This window comes from Pseudomonas sp. MPDS, assembly GCF_013283895.1.
Classification (GTDB): domain Bacteria; phylum Pseudomonadota; class Gammaproteobacteria; order Pseudomonadales; family Pseudomonadaceae; genus Aquipseudomonas; species Aquipseudomonas rhizophila.
Genome location: NZ_CP054128.1, coordinates 3,814,073 through 3,830,643, shown reverse-complemented (window position 1 = coordinate 3,830,643; position 16,571 = coordinate 3,814,073). Strand labels below are relative to the sequence as shown.

Annotated in this window: 17 protein-coding genes; 13 read left to right on the top strand and 4 right to left on the bottom strand. The window is 63.8% G+C overall.

Going from position 1 to position 16,571, the window contains the following annotated elements:
* Nucleotides 1–1,350: a TolC family outer membrane protein gene (locus tag HQ912_RS16805; RefSeq protein ID WP_076385252.1), complete on the top strand. Its 1,350-nt coding sequence runs from the start codon at nucleotides 1–3 to the stop codon at nucleotides 1,348–1,350.
* 79 nt (nucleotides 1,351–1,429) lie between these two features.
* Here the strand turns inward: HQ912_RS16805 and HQ912_RS16800 are convergent, their stop codons facing one another.
* Nucleotides 1,430–1,771 carry a hypothetical protein gene (locus tag HQ912_RS16800; protein ID WP_047228926.1) on the bottom strand — a complete coding sequence of 114 codons (342 nt, stop codon included), beginning with the start codon at nucleotides 1,769–1,771 and terminating at the stop codon, nucleotides 1,430–1,432.
* Between the two features lie 204 nt (nucleotides 1,772–1,975).
* Here HQ912_RS16800 and HQ912_RS16795 point away from each other — a divergent pair, with 204 nt between their 5' ends.
* The 3 genes from HQ912_RS16795 to HQ912_RS16785 are packed head-to-tail and all read left to right on the top strand — an operon-like array spanning nucleotide 1,976 to nucleotide 4,129.
* Entirely contained in the window at nucleotides 1,976–2,608 is a 633-nt protein-coding gene (locus HQ912_RS16795) for a TonB C-terminal domain-containing protein (RefSeq protein WP_173407055.1), read from the top strand.
* Nucleotides 2,605–3,150, top strand: coding sequence for a sigma-70 family RNA polymerase sigma factor (locus tag HQ912_RS16790; RefSeq protein WP_047228928.1), 546 nt, complete (start codon nucleotides 2,605–2,607; stop codon nucleotides 3,148–3,150). Before HQ912_RS16795 ends, HQ912_RS16790 begins: the two co-directional genes overlap by 4 nt.
* Nucleotides 3,151–3,187: 37 nt before the next feature.
* Nucleotides 3,188–4,129, top strand: coding sequence for a DUF4880 domain-containing protein (locus HQ912_RS16785; protein ID WP_173407547.1), 942 nt, complete (start codon nucleotides 3,188–3,190; stop codon nucleotides 4,127–4,129).
* Nucleotides 4,130–4,190: 61 nt separating this feature from the next.
* On the opposite strand, the gene HQ912_RS16780 is transcribed toward HQ912_RS16785, so the two are convergent.
* Nucleotides 4,191–4,802 carry a type II secretion system protein GspJ gene (locus tag HQ912_RS16780; RefSeq protein ID WP_047228929.1) on the bottom strand — a complete coding sequence of 204 codons (612 nt, stop codon included), beginning with the start codon at nucleotides 4,800–4,802 and terminating at the stop codon, nucleotides 4,191–4,193.
* A complete protein-coding gene (gene gspH, locus HQ912_RS16775) occupies nucleotides 4,799–5,251 on the bottom strand; it encodes a type II secretion system minor pseudopilin GspH (RefSeq protein WP_047228930.1) in 453 nt (150 codons plus the stop codon). Before gspH ends, HQ912_RS16780 begins: the two co-directional genes overlap by 4 nt.
* A gap of 115 nt (nucleotides 5,252–5,366) precedes the next feature.
* On the opposite strand from gspH, the gene HQ912_RS16770 reads away from it, so the two are divergent.
* On the top strand, nucleotides 5,367–5,798 hold the full coding sequence (locus HQ912_RS16770; protein WP_047228931.1) for a type II secretion system protein N: 432 nt from the start codon (nucleotides 5,367–5,369) through the stop codon (nucleotides 5,796–5,798).
* A gap of 64 nt (nucleotides 5,799–5,862) precedes the next feature.
* On the opposite strand, the gene gspI is transcribed toward HQ912_RS16770, so the two are convergent.
* On the bottom strand, nucleotides 5,863–6,237 hold the full coding sequence (gspI, locus tag HQ912_RS16765) for a type II secretion system minor pseudopilin GspI (RefSeq protein ID WP_047228932.1): 375 nt from the start codon (nucleotides 6,235–6,237) through the stop codon (nucleotides 5,863–5,865).
* A 149-nt stretch (nucleotides 6,238–6,386) separates the two neighbouring features.
* On the opposite strand from gspI, the gene gspG reads away from it, so the two are divergent.
* The 8 genes from gspG (at nucleotide 6,387) to HQ912_RS16725 (ending at nucleotide 16,416) form a co-directional block, all read left to right on the top strand.
* The gene (gene gspG / locus HQ912_RS16760; protein ID WP_107321669.1) at nucleotides 6,387–6,836 is read left to right on the top strand and encodes a type II secretion system major pseudopilin GspG; all 450 of its coding nucleotides are present in this window, start codon (nucleotides 6,387–6,389) and stop codon (nucleotides 6,834–6,836) included.
* An 8-nt stretch (nucleotides 6,837–6,844) separates the two neighbouring features.
* On the top strand, nucleotides 6,845–7,831 hold the full coding sequence (gspK, locus tag HQ912_RS16755) for a type II secretion system minor pseudopilin GspK (protein ID WP_107321670.1): 987 nt from the start codon (nucleotides 6,845–6,847) through the stop codon (nucleotides 7,829–7,831).
* Entirely contained in the window at nucleotides 7,828–9,009 is a 1,182-nt protein-coding gene (gspL, locus tag HQ912_RS16750; protein ID WP_173407054.1) for a type II secretion system protein GspL, read from the top strand. The genes gspK and gspL overlap by 4 nt, the downstream gene beginning before the upstream one ends.
* Entirely contained in the window at nucleotides 9,002–9,574 is a 573-nt protein-coding gene (gene gspM, locus HQ912_RS16745; protein WP_173407053.1) for a type II secretion system protein GspM, read from the top strand. The genes gspL and gspM overlap by 8 nt, the downstream gene beginning before the upstream one ends.
* Nucleotides 9,571–11,925, top strand: a complete 2,355-nt coding sequence (gene gspD / locus HQ912_RS16740; RefSeq protein WP_173407052.1) for a type II secretion system secretin GspD — start codon at nucleotides 9,571–9,573, stop codon at nucleotides 11,923–11,925. The genes gspM and gspD overlap by 4 nt, the downstream gene beginning before the upstream one ends.
* Before the next feature lie 139 nt (nucleotides 11,926–12,064).
* Entirely contained in the window at nucleotides 12,065–13,483 is a 1,419-nt protein-coding gene (gspE, locus tag HQ912_RS16735; RefSeq protein WP_047228938.1) for a type II secretion system ATPase GspE, read from the top strand.
* Nucleotides 13,483–14,694 carry a type II secretion system inner membrane protein GspF gene (gene gspF, locus HQ912_RS16730; RefSeq protein WP_047228939.1) on the top strand — a complete coding sequence of 404 codons (1,212 nt, stop codon included), beginning with the start codon at nucleotides 13,483–13,485 and terminating at the stop codon, nucleotides 14,692–14,694. Before gspE ends, gspF begins: the two co-directional genes overlap by 1 nt.
* 534 nt (nucleotides 14,695–15,228) lie before the next feature.
* Nucleotides 15,229–16,416, top strand: a complete 1,188-nt coding sequence (locus tag HQ912_RS16725) for a substrate-binding domain-containing protein (RefSeq protein ID WP_107321674.1) — start codon at nucleotides 15,229–15,231, stop codon at nucleotides 16,414–16,416.
* Nucleotides 16,417–16,571: the final 155 nt, after the last annotated feature.

The window sequence follows — 16,571 nt, the reverse complement described above, 5'->3', positions numbered from 1 at the left end:
ATGATCGACCGATGCCGTTACAGCGCTCGCGTGCTGCTGAGCCTGTGCTCCAGTTGGGCGATGCTCAATGTCGCCTGGGCCGCCGACGGTGGCCTGAGCCTGACCGCGGCGTACGATGCTTCCCGCCTCAACGACCCGACTTTGCAGTCAGCCACCCATGCTTATGATGCCTCGCGGCAGGAAGAAGCGATTGGCCGTGGCGGCCTCTATCCGCAAGTGTCGCTGACTTCGCGTTATGGCCGCGGTGGGCGAACTGATGGCGGTGACGACAGCGGCTACGTCAACAGCAACGATTACCAGGCCAACAACGTCACCCTGGCGGCGCAGCAAGCGCTCTACGACAAGGCGCGCTGGGCGGCGTATCAGGAAGGCAAGGCACGAGGGCAACTGGGCAGCCAGCTTTTCGACGTCGCCGGCCAGACGCTGTTCGACCGGGTTGCCAAGGGCTACTTCGACGTCGCCCGGGCGGAAAACGAGATCAAGTTAATCGCCCAGCAAAAAGCCGCCATCCACGGGTTGGTCATCCAGAGCAAAAAACTCTTCGAGGGTGGCCAGGGCGCGATCACCGATATCGATGAAGCCCAGGCGCGGCTTGATCTGGTCGAGGCCCAGGAGGCCGAAGCCGAGGCTCGTCGCGTGGCCGCGCTGCGGGCGTTGTCCGGTCGTGCCAATGTGCCCATCGATGACATTGCGCCGATGCGCGAGGAGCTTGCCGCCGGCAGCCCGATCCCTCCCGAGCAGGACCTGCCGTACTGGACGGCGATTGCCCGCGAGGCCAGCCCCGAGCTGGCGGCCCGGCTGGCGGCGGTGAAAGTGGCCGAGGCCCAGGCCGACAGCCAGCGCGCCGGGCATTATCCGACCTTGGCACTGACCACTCAGTTGACTCGCCGGGAAACCCGCCAGTACCAGGAACTTGACCCGCGCCAGGACACCTATTACGTGGGGCTGCAGTTGGATATTCCGTTGTATCGCGGTGGGGCGGTGCGAGCGTCGGTGGCCAAGGCCCAGGCGCAACTGGCCGGTGCGCAGTCGGACTATGACGTGCAACGCCAGCAGTTGGCCGAGACGATCGAAACCGATTACCTGGGCGTGGTGGCCGGCTTCGCCAAAAGCAAGGCGATGCAGCGCGCAGTGGAGTCCAACCAGCGGGCACTGGCTTCGACGGAAAAAGGCTTCCAGGGCGGTGTGCGCTCCACGGTGGACATCCTTGATGCGCAACAACGGTTATTCCAGGCCCGTCGGGACCTGCTCAACACCAAGCTGGACATGCTGCAAAGCTATGTGAGCCTGCATACCCACACCGGCCAGATGAACCGCGCAGTCCTGGAGCAGGTGCAAAGCCTGTTTTGAGGCGCGTAGGGGCTCCAGCACTCAACGTTGCAACGCACTCCTGCGGCGAGGGAGCAAGTGCCCTGGCCACAGACAGCGGTTATCTGGGCAGCGGCGAGGGGCTGGCCGGGACCGGCGGTCTCTGGGGCTTGACCGAGGTGCCAAACGTATTACCCATGCGCACGCTGGTGGCCGCTGGGGTCGCCAGGCCGATGCTGTTCGGCGCGCGTTTGTTAACGGGCACATTCAAGGCCTCTTGCGTGCGTTGCGCGGCCGCTGCGGCCTGCGGATCGTTGCCCATTTGCCGGCTCAGGCAGTTGTAGTCCGCGGTTCTGTAGCCACCGACGGTCACCTCGATACACGCCGGTACCTCTTCGCCATGGGCCCAAGGCTGGGCCATGAGCAGTCCGAGGCCCGCCATCATTTTCATCCACTGTTTCATTGTCGACCTCCTGGCCCGCCCAGAAGGCGGTTCGCTGTCAGAGCACGAGTTTAGTGGGGTCCGAGGGATTTGTATCAGTTGTCATACGACATTCATAAACAGCCCTCAGGATGACGGTTTTCAACGGATACGTCAGTCGTGCAGCAAGGCAGAGCCGGGGGCGGGCGCAGGCGTGGATTGGCCAGGTCACCCTTGGGGGGGCTGATGGCGTTGTTGTGGTTGCTGGCCGCGCCGATCCAGGCGAACGGCCTGGTGGAGCTGGACATCGCCCCGCAGGAACTGACCACGGCGCTGGAGCAATTCAGTCGGGCGACGGGGATGGCGGTGCTGGTGGATCAGCAACTATCCAGCCAGCGCCATACGCTGGGCGTCCAGGGACTGTTCACCGCTTCTCAAGGGCTCAATGTGTTGCTTCGCGGCACCGGGCTCGCGGCGCATTACGCCCGAGCGGATGCGTTCACGTTGCAACCGGTGCGGGTCCACGAGGTGCCGCTGCCTTCCGGCGCGGCCCCGGGCTTGAGCGACAGCAACTATGCGGCGGCGATCCAAACGGTCATCCAGCGCAACTTGTGCCGTTCACCACTCACCCGCCCGGGAAGTTTTCGGGCGGTGCTGCAAGTGTGGATCGGCCGGGACGGCGTGGTTCAGCATAGCCGCCTGGTCAGTTCCACAGGCGATCCGATGCGTGACAAGGCCTTGGTCAACAGTTTGCAAAACCTCAGGATCGACCGCCCGGCGCCCAGTTCATTGCGCCAACCGGTAACCCTGCTTTTATTACCCGACTCATCAGGAACAAGCATGGAGTGCACAGCAGGGGAAGGGGTTTTGGGGCGATGAAACACTCTGGTCGCAGCCCGTTGGTCAAGTTGTTCCTCACCTCTTATGAGGATTTCAAGGTGCGCCTGCGCAAGCGCCTGGGCTCCGAGGAACTGGCCAACGATGTGCTGCATGAAACCTACTTGCGGGTCGATCGCATGGTCGAGACGCCGGACATCGCCCAGCCCAGTGCCTATCTCTATCGCATGGCGCTGAACATTGCCGCCGACCGTCGGCAGGCCGATGCTCGCCTGCTCACCGGCAGCGAAATCGAGGACTTGCTGCAGATTTCCGATGAAGCGCTGGATCCGGCCCGGGTGGTGGGGGGGCAGAAGGAGTTGCAGACCTTGCTCAAGGCCCTGTATGAGCTGCCGGCGCGGCGTCGTAGGATTTTCATTGCCGCGCGTCTGGAGGAAGCGCCGCACCTGGAAATATCCCAACGTTTCGGCATTTCCACGCGCATGGTCGAGAAGGAAATCAAGGCCGCGCTGGGGCATTGCGCCCTGCGCCTGGAAAGAAAAGTGATTCAGCGGTTCGGTCCCGGCGCGGGAAAACAGTCTTGAGAGTAGAGACCAGACCAATTCGTGAGTGTGTGTGCGCTTGAACATCTTCAGCATTGCTTCCCCTGATGCCACGCCTCAGGCCCGACTGGCCAGCGAGGCCCAAGACTGGTTGATCCTGCTGACCTCGGGCCGTGCCACCGTGGCCGATGCCCGAGCCCTGCGCCAATGGTGCGGGCAAAGTCCGGAACACGCTCAGGCGTTCGAGCAAGCCAAGACTCTGTGGCACGGGCTGCAACCGGCCGCCGAGGCGTTGCAGGCGCCGCGACATTTCGGACGACGGGCGTTGCTCGGCGGCGCGATCGCGGCGTCGGCAGGTTTTCTGTTGATCCGCGCCACGGTGCCCGGTGGGGTTTCCGGACTCGCTGCCGACTACGTCACCGAGGTTGGCGAACAGCGCCGGGTGGAACTGGCCAAGGGTGTCAGTCTTGAGCTGAATACCCAAACCCGCCTCAGCCGCCGTCAGTCGGCCGAAGGAGGGGAAGGATTGGTGTTGCTCGGCGGTGAAGTTGAAGTGTTGGGGAGCAGTGCTTCAACGGTCAGCGTCCAGGCCGGCGCCGGCTTGATCAGCGCCGCTCGGGCTCGATTCAATATCCGCTACATCGACCAGAGTGTCTGCGCGACCTGCCTGGAAGGTCTGGTGCAGGTCCAGGTGCGCGGCCAGAGTTTTCACCTGGAGTCGGGCATGCAACTGACCTACGACAGCGGCCGGGTGGGCACTCCAAAGAACGCAGATGTGTCGGCGGCCACTGCCTGGCGCGAGCAGGTGCTGGTGTTCAACGACGCGACCCTGGCCAGCGTCATCGACGAAATCAACCGCTATCGCCCCGGCATGTTGCTGTTACTCAATCGCGAATTGGGCCAGCGCAAGGTCCAGGCGCGGTTCCGTCTTGATCAACTGGCTGGCGTGGCGCTGTTGATCCGCGATGCCTATGGCGCCAAATGCACCGAGTTGCCGGGCGGGGTGGTGGTGCTGAGCTGAGTTCAGCGCTATCCGGATGAGCCTCATCGCGAGCCGGCTCGCGGCCACACTGGGTTTGCCCTCACTCCAGCGGCCCCAGCACCTGTCGATACTTTTCCACGCCTTGTGGCGTCTGCCGTGTCAGGCTGATTTCGATGCCCAGCGGGTTTTCCTGGCGATTGCCGCTGAGCTTGCGCCAACCTTTTTCCCTGTCCCAGTAACGCAGCCCTGCGTTGCTGACTTCGCTGAGCACCGCTACGCCCGCGCCGGGTGCCGGCAATGGGTAGCGGCTGCGGGCCTGGCCTTGGGCTCGGTAAAGCGTGTCTCCCTCGAGCCACCAGCGCACCCTTTGCAGCGTGCCTTCTTGAGCGGCGGCCACCCGGATCACATCCAGGCGAAACCCCCGACCTTCGGTGCTGCGCACGGTGAGGGCGGGTGGTGCGGTCCAGGGCTGGTCATCGACTCCAGGGTTTGACGGTTCGCTCAACTCGATGCTGGCGCGTAATGCTACGTCGCGTTCCAGCTGATTCAACACTCGCAGCAAGGCTTCGGTCTGTTCGGTGCTGGCCTGCAAATGGCTGTCGGCCCGGGTGACGCTGTCCAGTCCGCGCCAGGCAATCAGGCTGACCACCGCCATCAGCAGAATCGCCACCATGACTTCAAGCAGGGTGAAGCCCGTCTCCCGGTCGTTCATTGAATCTGCACCCGGCCAGCGGCGCTGCGCTGGACGTTTATGCTGCTCTGGCCGTCCGACAAACGAATGTTCAGCGGGGCGCCGATCCACTCGGCGCTCAACACGACCCGCTGCCTAGGTTCCACATGAACTTCCATGGACGGGCTCTGCCACCGCCGCGGGTGCAATTGTGGATCATCCTTGAAGCGATCCAGCCCTGGCCCTTGATCCTGCCGACGGCTGAAACCGAATCCCTTGGCATCCCAGCGCCAGCTAATCGGCCGGCCATCGACGCGGGCTTCGGTTTGGGCGAGCTGTAGCAGTTGCGCCAGCCGCTCGGCATCCTGGCGCAGCAACTTCAGCGGGTCGGGTTTGATGCTCAGGCCCACGGCGGCACTGGCGATGCCGATGATCACCAGCACCACCATCAATTCGATCAGGGTGAAACCGCGTTGCTTGCCAAGGTTCATGCGCGCTCCTTTGCGTCGGTATTCATCCTGCACGGTGAAGATGATAAGGATGTGAAATAAAACGGAGAGAATCGAGGCGTACGCTGGAGGCTGGATAAAAAAGGAGAACCAGACCATGGTGTTCATCGACCGAGTTTCCCCGGCGCAACTCCTCCAGGCACTCGGTCTGTTGGCGGCATTGGCCGGGGTGGCGACCTGGTCTTCGCTGCTACTGACATCGGCTGAATCCCGCACGCCGGATGTTGCCCCGCAACGGTTGGCCGAGCGTTCCGATAACCCTGCACGGCAATGGTTCTCCAACCAGCCGGCGCCGGTGGATATCAAGGTCAGCGGTGTGCTGGCCGGCGCTCGCGGGGCTGTGGCGATCCTCAGTCTCAACGACGGCCCACCTCGTAGCTTCCTGGCTGGAGAGCGGGTGGCTCATGGGGTGCGGCTGGTGTCGATCGAGGCGCAAGCGGTGGTGATCGAGCGGGGCAATCAGCAAACGCGGCTGGCCTTGGCCCGATTGCCGGATTCGGTGGCTTTACCCTCACTCACCCGTCCTTGAGATCACGACGAACCCTTGCGGCGAGGGAACAAGCTCCCTCGACAAAAGGGACCGTGTATAGCCGCTATTTTTCCCGGCTGACCAACGTCTCCAACCGCGCCAATGGCGGTGCTTCGTGGCTGCGATCCGACACGGTCAGTTCAACCCGCAACATGCGGCCATTTTCCGCCGGGCGCAGGTTCTGTTCGCAACGCAGCAGCAACCGTCCCTGATCGCATTCGATGACTTTTGAACCCTGCACAAAACGCCCCTCCAAGTGCAGTTGCGCCAGTTGGCTGCGGGCCGCCAGCAGTGCGATGGACTTGTCTCGCAACAGCCCATTGCTTTGGGTCATCACCGCAGCCACGCGCACCGCCGCCGACATGGCCACGGCGATGATCGCCAGGGCGACCAGCACTTCGATCAGGGTGAAGCCGGCTTGTGGGGCGTGACGTGGCATCGCGCGAGCTCTATGGGCGGAGGCAGCCCCCGAGCTTAACCGCCATTGTTGACCGATTGACGACGTAAGCTCCTGAGCATTTTCAATATCACTGACATATTTTCTTGCAACACTGCGCCACGAATTGAATCCAGCGAAGGACCGTCGAGATGCAGATCGCCCGTTACAACGCCCGTCCCCAAGGCCCACGCGGGCAGCAGGGTTTCACCCTGATCGAAATCATGGTTGTGGTGGTCATTCTTGGCATTCTGGCGGCGATGGTGGTGCCCAAGGTCCTCGACCGGCCGGACCAGGCTCGGGCGACGGCGGCGAAACAGGACATTGGCGGTTTGATGCAGGCGTTGAAACTCTATCGCCTGGACCACGGCAGCTACCCGAGTATGAACCAGGGGCTCAAGGTGCTGGTGGAACGGCCCGCTGACGCAAAAAACAGCACATGGCGTTCCTACCTGGAGCGCCTGCCCAACGATCCATGGGGCCGTCCCTACAACTACCTCAACCCGGGCGCCAATGGTGAAGTCGATATCTTTTCCCTGGGGGCCGACGGCCAGCCTGACGGCGATGGTGTAAATGCCGACATCGGCTCCTGGCAGTTATAAGGGCCGTGATGCGAACGGATTCGCCCTTCGCGGCGAAGCAGCGGGGCATGGCGGTCATCAGTGCCTTGCTGATCGCCGCCGTGGTGGCGGTCATCGCCGGGGGCATGCTCACCCGCCAAACCCTGTTTACCCGCAGCCTGGAGGCCGAGCAGTTGCGTATCCAGGGCACGGCGCGGTTGCAGGGCGGCCTGCAATTGAGCCGCCAATTGTTGTGGGATGCGCGGCAGCGCGACCCGCTCACGCGCTTCGGTCAGGCTTGGGCCAACCCTTTCGTGATGGCCGGTTCCAGCCTGGCTGACATCCCCTTCGAAGGGCGACTGGAAGATGAGCAAGGCAAATTCAACCTGCGCAATCTGGTCGCCAATGAACGTGTGGATCAGGAACAGGTGCGCACCTTCGAACGGTTGTGCGAGCAACTGGGTATCGCCGCGACGGTACGTGCGCGCATCGTCGCGCGGGTGATTGCCGCGTACCCACGGCTGTTGAACCCAGAGTTGGCGGACAAGGCAGCGGTGAGCACTGCGTTCGACAGCGGTCGCAGCACCTCGCCGGATGCTCCCGGTACGCCGTTGGCGCCGACACGCCCCATGCTGCGCACGTTGCAGGATTTGCGCAGCATCAAGGGTGTCACCCCGCAGGTGCTGGAAACGCTGGCGCCTTATGTGACGATTCTGCCGGCCAATACCTGGCTCAACGGCAACACCGCCAGCGCCCCGGTGCTGGCTGCTTACGTGCCGGGGTTATCGTTGCAGCGGGCCCAGGCGCTGATCGCTGAGCGAGACGGCGGCCACTGGTTTATCAACCGTGGGGATTTCGTCAATCGCCTGCGCATGCCTGAGCTGGAAATGGCCTCCGTCAAGGTCGGCATCACCAGCGACTGGTTCCGCCTGCGGGGGCAGGCGCGCAGTGGGCAGCGGCGGGTCGTGCTGGATGCTTTGCTGCAACGCAGCCAGGACCGGATGCCTCAGGTGATCTGGTCACGGGTGGGCGTATGACTCGCTTGCGCATAGCGTTGATGCCACTGGGCAGCTTGAGCCTCGACAGCCCGGTGGCATTCGCCTGGCTCGATCGCCAGGGCCAGGTCCGCGACCAGGGGCACAGCAACCTCCGGGACCTCGGCCAGGGTGCAAAGAAGCAGCGGGTCGAATGTTTTCTCCATCCGCGCGACAGCTTGCTCACCAGTCTGGAACTGCCGCAGTTGCCGGCAGCGAAAATCACCGCCGCGGTGAACTGCGCCGCCCAGGCGCTGATGCTCGGTGCCAGCGAGCGCATGCAGGTGGCTCACAGCGCGCGCGGTGCCGACGGGCAGGTGCACATTGCCTGGCTCGACCGAGAGTCACTCGATGCCCTGGGCCGGATGCTGCGCCAGGCCGGCCTGCACCTGCACGGGCTGTACCCGGCGGCCTACGCCCTGCCAGTGTTGTCCGGGCCGGTGGCCTGCGTCGACGACGGCCACCTGCTGGTGCGTTACAGCGTGCAGCACGCGGTGGTGCAGCCGCTGCTGGACGAGGCGTTGGATGAATGGTTACTGGAGGCAGGGGCCGGGCTGCAGTGGGTGGGCGATTCGCCGCCGCAGGTTTCGATCAAAACCTTGCCCGCCCCCCAGCGCTGGACTGGTGCCGCGCCGGGCTGGGGCTTGCATGCTGGCCTGACGCATGGCCCGGCCGAGCGTGGCGGTTGGGGCAGGGCGGCGACGCTTTGCGCGGTGGCGCTGGCGGTGTGGGTGGTCGGCCTCAATCTCTACGCCACCCGTGAGGCCACCCAGGGCCAACGACTCAAGGCGCAGATGAGCCAGCGGGTAAAGCAGGCGTTTCCCGAACTGCCGGTGATTCTCAACCCCTTGCAACAAGCCCGACAGCAAATCGCCGCGCGCCAAAGCGGCACAGCGGCGGACCCGGCGCAACGCTTCGCCAGCCTGGTGCAACAGGCGGGCAGCGCCATGCCGTTCATGAGCGGCAACGTGCAGGAACTGGTGTTTGAAAACGATGAGTTACGCCTGACGCTCGTGGCCGAGGCACAAAAAGCATCCGCCGCAGACGACTGGAAAATCCCCCTGACCGAGGCCGGCATCGACGTTGCGGCCAATGACCAGGGCTGGACCTTGCGTGCTGCTGTGCCCGGACAGGGCGCGCAGGACACCTCCGAACACCCCCCGGAAGCCGACGATGAATAAGCAATTCCCAGCACGGCTATGGGCGCAGTGGCAAACCCTGCGCGCGCGTGGCCGGACGTCCTGGCAGGGCCTGGCGGTGCGCGAGCAACGCGCCGTGTCCCTGGCGGCGCTGGTACTCGGCGGGCTGCTGGTCTGGTTGCTGTTGATCCAGCCACCGCTCCAAACCCTTGCGTATTGGCAGGTCGAAACGCCGAAGTTGCGCGCGCAGACCCAGGCCCTCGAAGTGCTCTTGCGGGACGTCGGCGGCCCGGCGTCAGGCCAGCCTCTGGAAGCGGCTCTGCGCCAGGCCCTGGATGTCGGCGGCTTGAGCGAGCACTACCAGTTGCAGGCCGTGGACGCGGCTTGGCAACTCACTTTCAACGACGCGCCGGCCGATGAGGTGATGGGCTGGTTGTTGAGCAGTCCACGGCAATTTTCCTTGCAAGTGCTTGAAGCCCGTTTGCGGCGCACGGCCCCGGCCAACACCGACAACGCCGACAACATCGAAAACACTGAAAACACCGCCGGCACCCTGTCCGGAACCGTTCGCATGGATCAGGCGCAAGGCGCTAAGGAAGCTTCATGAAGGGGTCCCGATACCCGCGTCATTGGCGCAAGAGCGTGCCGTTTCTGTTGCTGGCATTGAGCGCCTGCAACAGCACACCGCCAACGTCGCAGCCACCGTTGCTGGTGGACAGTGAACTGGGCATTCCGCTGGGCAGTACTCAGCGCAGCGGCGATGCGCTGCTGGACCGTCAGCGGGCCCAGACCTTGCGTGAACAGAAACCGCCGGTGCGGCACTCGGTCGATCTCACCGCCCGTGCCCGCGAGCCCCGCAGCAGTACGCCTGCACGCAGCCCGCTGGGTGACCAACCGGTGACCCTGAACTTTGTCGAGGCCGACATTCAGGCGGTGGTGCGGGCCTTGTCCCGTTCCACCGGCCAACAGTTTCTGGTGGACCCTCGGGTCAAGGGCAACCTGACGCTGGTGTCCGAAGGTCAGGTGCCGGCGCACCAGGCCTATGACATGCTGCTGGCCGCGCTGCGCATGCAGGGCTTTAGCGTGGTGGACGTCGGTGGCGTGGCCCAGGTGGTGCCTGAGGCCGACGCCAAGTTGCTGGGCGGGCCGATCTACAGCGCCGACAGACCGGCCGGCAACGGCATGTTGACCCGCACCTTTCGCCTGCAATACGAAAACGCGGTGAACCTGATCCCGGTGTTACGCCCGATCGTGTCGCCGAACAACCCGATCAATGCCTACCCCGGCAACAACACCATCGTCATCACCGATTACGCCGAGAACCTGTCGCGGGTGGCGCAGCTCATCGAAGGCATCGATACCCCCAGCGCCATCGACACCGATGTGGTGCCGATACACAACGGCATCGCCGTGGACATCGCGCAGATGGTCTCCGAGTTGCTGGAAACCCAGGGCGGAGACCAGACCCAGAAGATCAACGTGATCGGCGACCCGCGCTCCAACGCCATCATCATCCGCGCCGGCAGCCCCGAGCGCACCGAACTGGCGCGTAACCTGATCTACAAGCTCGACAATGCCCAGAACAACCCGAGCAACCTGCATGTGGTGTACCTGCGCAATGCCCAGGCCGGCAAACTGGCCCAATCCCTGCGCGGCTTGCTCACCGGGGAAAGCGAAGGCGAGGGCAGTGATAACTCGCGCTCGGTGCTCAGCAGCATGGGCGCCAGCACCAACGGCCAGAGCAGCGGCGATGGCGCCAGCACCAGCGGGACCACGGGCGGTAGCGCTTCGACCTCTGGCAATGGTTATGCCCAAGGCAGTAGCGGACAAAGCTCGGCTTCGCCGCAGGACGATCAGAGCACCGCCTTCAGTGCCGGCGGCGTGACCATCCAGGCCGACGCCACCACCAATACCCTGCTGATTTCCGCGCCGGACCCGCTGTACCGCAACCTGCGGGAAGTTATCGACCTGCTCGACCAGCGTCGCGCCCAAGTGGTGATCGAGAGCCTGATCGTCGAGGTCGGCGAGGACGATGCCAGCGAGTTCGGCGTGCAATGGCAGACCGGTAACCTGGGCGGCAGCGGCGTGATCGGTGGCGTCAACCTCGGTGGCACCGGGCTCAACCTCAACGGCAAGACCAGCATCGACGTGTTGCCCCAGGGCTTGAACCTGGGCCTGGTCAACGGCACGGTGGACATTCCCGGCATCGGCAAGATCCTCGACCTCAAGGTCCTGGCCCGGGCGTTGAAGAGCAAGGGCGGCACCAACGTGTTGTCGACGCCGAACCTGCTGACCCTGGACAACGAAGCGGCGAGCATTTTCGTCGGCCAGACCATTCCGTTTGTCAGCGGCAGTTACGTCACCGGCGGCGGTGGCACCAGCAACAACCCGTTCCAGACCGTGACCCGTGAAGAGGTGGGGCTGAAGCTCAACGTCCGCCCGCAGATTTCCGAAGGCGGGACGGTCAAGCTCGACATATATCAAGAGGTCAGCAGCGTCGACAACCGCGCTTCGAGCGCCAGCGGGATTGTCACCAACAAGCGTGCCATCGACACCAGCATCCTGCTGGACGACGGGCAGATCATGGTCCTTGGCGGGTTGTTGCAGGACGGCTACAGCCAGAGCAACGACGCGGTGCCGTGGCTGTCGACCATCCCCGGTATTGGTGCGCTGTTTCGCAACGAGCGGCGGCAGATCACCAAGACCAACCTGATGGTGTTCCTGCGCCCCTACATCATCCGCGACACGGCGGCGGGGCGCGGCATCACCCTCAACCGCTACGACTTCATGCGTCGCGCCCAGGGCCTGCTGCAACCGGAGCGCAGCTGGGCGATGCCGGACATGCAAGCCCCGCAACTGCCGGCCTCGGCCAAGGCCATTCCGCCGGCCACCCCCGCCGGGCTGCAAACGCCCAGGGCGGTGATCAAGGCGGTTCCGGTTGAAGGAGGCACTCGCTGATGAACACCAGCCCTGTGGGAGCGAGCCTGCTCGCGATGACGGCGACCCGGTCAATATCCATGCAAGCTGACACACTGCTATCGCGAGCAGGCTCGCTCCCACAAGGTGCGGATGCATCTTATGGACCTGAGGTGTCAGCATGAACACCCTCCCATACGCCTGGGCCAAGGCCCAACGCCTGGTGCTGCGTGAGTCGGATGAAGGCGCGGTGTTGATGGTGTGTCCCTCCACGCCAGGCTGGTCCATCAGTGAAGTGCGCCGCCAGTTCGGCGAGGTGCGGCTGGAGCGGGTGCGTGACGAGGAACTCGACGGGTTGCTCAACACGGCCTACGCCGACACCGGCAGCGCCGCCGCCGTGGTGGGCGCGGCAGAGAATGAGGTGGACCTCGACCGACTGATGCAGGACATTCCCGAGATCACCGACCTGCTGGACACCCAGGACGGCGCGCCGGTGATCCGCATGATCAACGCCTTGCTGACCCAGGCCGCGCGGGATGAGGCCAGCGACATCCACATCGAGCCTTACGAAAGCCATTCGGTGGTGCGCTACCGGGTCGACGGCACCTTGCGTGACGTGGTCTCGCCACGCAAGGCCCTGCATGGCGCGCTGGTGTCGCGGATCAAGATCATGGCCCAGCTCGACATCGCCGAAAAACGCCTGCCCCAGGACGGCCGCATTGCCCTGCGTGTGGCCGGGCGCCCGATTGACATCCGGGTTTCGACGGTGCCCACCGGCCATGGCGAACGAGTGGTGATGCGCCTGCTGGATAAACAGGCCGGGCGCCTGCAACTGGAAACCCTGGGCATGGACCCGGACGTACTGGGCAAACTCGATCACCTGATCCGCCAACCCCACGGCATCGTGCTGGTCACCGGCCCCACCGGCAGCGGCAAGACCACCAGCCTCTACGCCGCCCTGGCTCGGCTCGACGCCAGCGTACACAACATTCTCACGGTGGAAGATCCGGTGGAATACGACCTGCCGGGCATCAGCCAGATTCAGGTCAACGCCAAGATCGACATGACCTTCGCCCTGGCCCTGCGAGCGATTCTGCGCCAGGACCCGGACATCATCATGATCGGCGAAATCCGCGACCTGGAAACCGCACAAATTGCCGTGCAAGCGTCCCTCACCGGTCACCTGGTGTTGGCGACGCTGCACACCAACGACTCTGTGTCGGCCATCAACCGCTTGATTGACATGGGCGTCGAGCCGTTCCTGCTGGCCTCGTCGATGCTCGGCGTACTCGCCCAGCGCCTGGTGCGCAGACTCTGCCCGCAGTGCAAACAAGCTGATCCGGCAACCCCCGGCACCTGGCGCCCGGTGGGCTGTCCGAGCTGTAACCAGACCGGTTACAGCGGTCGCACCGGCATCCATGAATTGTTCTGCATCGACGATGATATCCGCACGCTTATCCACCAGGGGGCAGGGGAGCAGGCGCTGCGTGCGGCCGCCCGCCAGGCCGGCATGTTCAGCATGCGCGAGGACGGTGAACGCTGGGTGCGCAGTGGCGCCACCGCCCCTGAAGAAATCCTGCGCGTGACACGGGACGCCTGATGAATCGCTACCGTTTTGAGGCCGCCGACGCCACCGGCAAGATCGAGGTCGGGCACCTGGAAGCCGACAGCCAGAGTGGCGCCTTCAACCTGCTGCGCAGTCGCGGGCTGACGGCGTTGCAGGTGCAGGTCGAACGCAATACAACGCAAGCCCATGGCGGCGGCCTGTTCAGCGCCAAACTCTCGGACAACGACCTGGCCTGGGCCACCCGGCAACTGGCGAGCCTGCTGGGAGCCAGCCTGCCATTGGAGGCCGCGTTGAGCGCCACGGTGGAACAGGCTGAGCGCAAACACATCGCCCAGACCCTCAGCGCAGTGCGCGCCGATGTGCGCAGCGGCATGCGCCTGGCCGAAGCCCTGGCGGCGCGACCCCGGGACTTTCCGGACATCTACCGGGCACTGATCGCCGCCGGTGAAGAGTCCGGCGACCTCGCCCAGGTGATGGAGCGGCTGGCGGACTACATCGAGGAGCGCAACAACCTGCGGGGCAAGATCCTTACGGCGTTCATCTATCCGGGCGTGGTGGGGCTGGTGTCGATTGCCATCGTGATTTTCCTGCTCAGCTACGTGGTGCCCCAAGTGGTCAGCGCATTCTCCCAGGCCCGCCAGGACCTGCCTGGGTTGACCGTGGCGATGCTGACCGCCAGCGATTTCATCCGCGCCTGGGGCTGGTTGTGTTTTGGCATTCTGGCCGGTGGGTTCTGGGGTTGGCGGCTGTATTTGCGCAACCCGCAAGCGCGGTTGAACTGGCACAGTCGCATCCTGCGCCTGCCGCTGATCGGGCGCTTCGTGCTGGGCCTCAACACCGCGCGTTTTGCCTCGACCCTGGCGATTCTCGGCGGCGCCGGCGTGCCCTTGCTGCGAGCCCTGGAGGCGGCGCGCCAGACCCTGTCCAACGACCGCCTGAGCCTGAGCGTCAGCGATGCCACGGCCAAGGTCCGCGAAGGGGTCAACCTGGCGGCGGCGTTGCGGGTGGAGAAAGTCTTCCCGCCGGTGCTGATCCACCTGATCGCCAGCGGCGAAAAAACCGGCTGCCTGCCGCCAATGCTCGAACGCGCTGCACAAACCCTGTCCCGCGACATCGAACGCCGGGCCATGGGCATGACTGCGCTGTTGGAGCCGCTGATGATCGTGGTCATGGGCGGTGTGGTGCTGGTGATCGTCATGGCGGTGTTGTTGCCGATTATCGAGATCAATCAGTTGGTTCAATAAGTGCACGCAATCCGTGGTGAACATTGATTTTGTGGCGAGGGGATTTATCCCCGTTGGGCTGCGCAGCAGCCCCCCATACAGCCAACTCAATCTATCTGACACACCGAGTTGTTTGGCTTTTAGGACTGCTGCGCAGCCCAGCGGGGATAAATCCCCTCGCCACAAAAAAAGCTGATCGAGCGGAAATTTTTTCAACGCTTGAGACACCTCCCGACCCTCGCCAACGCCAAACTCGGGTTCCTCGTTCTGTCATCTTCCATCGTCAGACAACCACCCGCCGCCATCTCCACGCCCACCCTGCGCAACACTGTCACAAAACCTGTCTGAAACCCCAACCCAGAGCCCTCGAACACCCGAGGAAAAACCCAAAAAAACAGCCTCCAGCTCCCGAGGTTTTTTCCTTTATCTGTCACCGGAAACTGCGAGTTTCTAACCCATGGCCTCACCCCATCGCCATCGGCACAGGACCGAGCGCCATGACGGCAAGCACGCGTCACCCAACCTACGTACGAACACGATGAAAGGAGATTCTTCATGTTTAAGCGCAACGTTCTCGCGGTATCCCTGACCCTCGCCGGCCTCTGCGCCGCTCAGGCCGCTATGGCTGATGTCAACGGTGGTGGCGCGACCTTGCCTCAGCCGCTGTACCAGACTTCCGGCGTCCTGACTGCCGGTTTCGCCCCTTACATTGGCGTGGGCAGCGGTGCTGGCAAGGCCGCTTTCCTGAACAACGATTACACCCGTTTCGTGCCTGGTGACACCAGCAAGAACGTGCACTGGGCGGGCAGCGATTCGAAGCTCACCCAGGCTGAGTTGAACGCCTACGTCACCAACCACGGCACCGCCTGGGGCCCATTGATCCAGGTGCCTTCGGTCGCCACTTCGGTTGCCATTCCTTTCAACAAGACCGGCACCGCCAACGTTGACCTCAGCGTCGCTCAGCTGTGCGGCGTATTCGCCGGCACGCTGACTGACTGGAACCAAATCACCGGTTCCGGCCGTTCCGGCCCGATCACTGTGACTTATCGTGCTGAGAGCAGCGGTACTACCGAACTGTTCACCCGCTTTCTGAACGCCAAGTGCCCTACAGCTGTACCCGCTGTGCCCGGCACTTTCGCCATCACCACCAACTTCGCCTCCAGCTATAGCCTTGGTCTGCCAGCCGGCGCCGTAGCCGCCACTGGTAGCCAAGCTGTGATGGATGCGGTGAATGCTGCCCAAGGTCGCATCACCTACATGAGCCCGGATTACGCCGCCACCACCTTGGCCGGCCTGGACGACGCCACCAAGGTCGCTCGCGTTGCCGGTGTTTCCCCAGCCCCGGCCAACGTGTCGGCCGCAATCGCAGCTGTCACCGTGCCTGCTGCCGCCAACCGCGCTAACCCGAACGCCTGGGTACCGGTATTCGCTGCAACCACCAACCCTAGCGATCCAAGCGTTGTGGCTTACCCAACCACCGGCTACCCGATCCTGGGCTTCACTAACGTGATCTTCAGCCAGTGCTACGCCGATGCCACCCAAACCACGCAAGTGCGTGACTTCTTCACTCGCCATTACAACGCCACTGCTGCCAGCAGCAACGACGCGGCTATCACCGCCAACCGTTTCGTGCCGCTGCCAGGCGCCTGGAAGTCCGCGATCCGCGGCAGCTTCCTGACCGCCTCTAACGCTCTGAGCATCGGCAACACCAACGTCTGTAATGGCGTCGGTCGTCCGTTGTAAGCCTACGCTTGAGCGACCCGCAACACCCGATCAGCAACGGCGCAAGCCGTTGCTGATTTTTGCGTAATACCGGCGCCAACACAGCCACATGAAATTTTCATGACAACCGTTCGGTCCCGAGCGGTTGTAACCGCCTATCCCCTATAACCAACGCT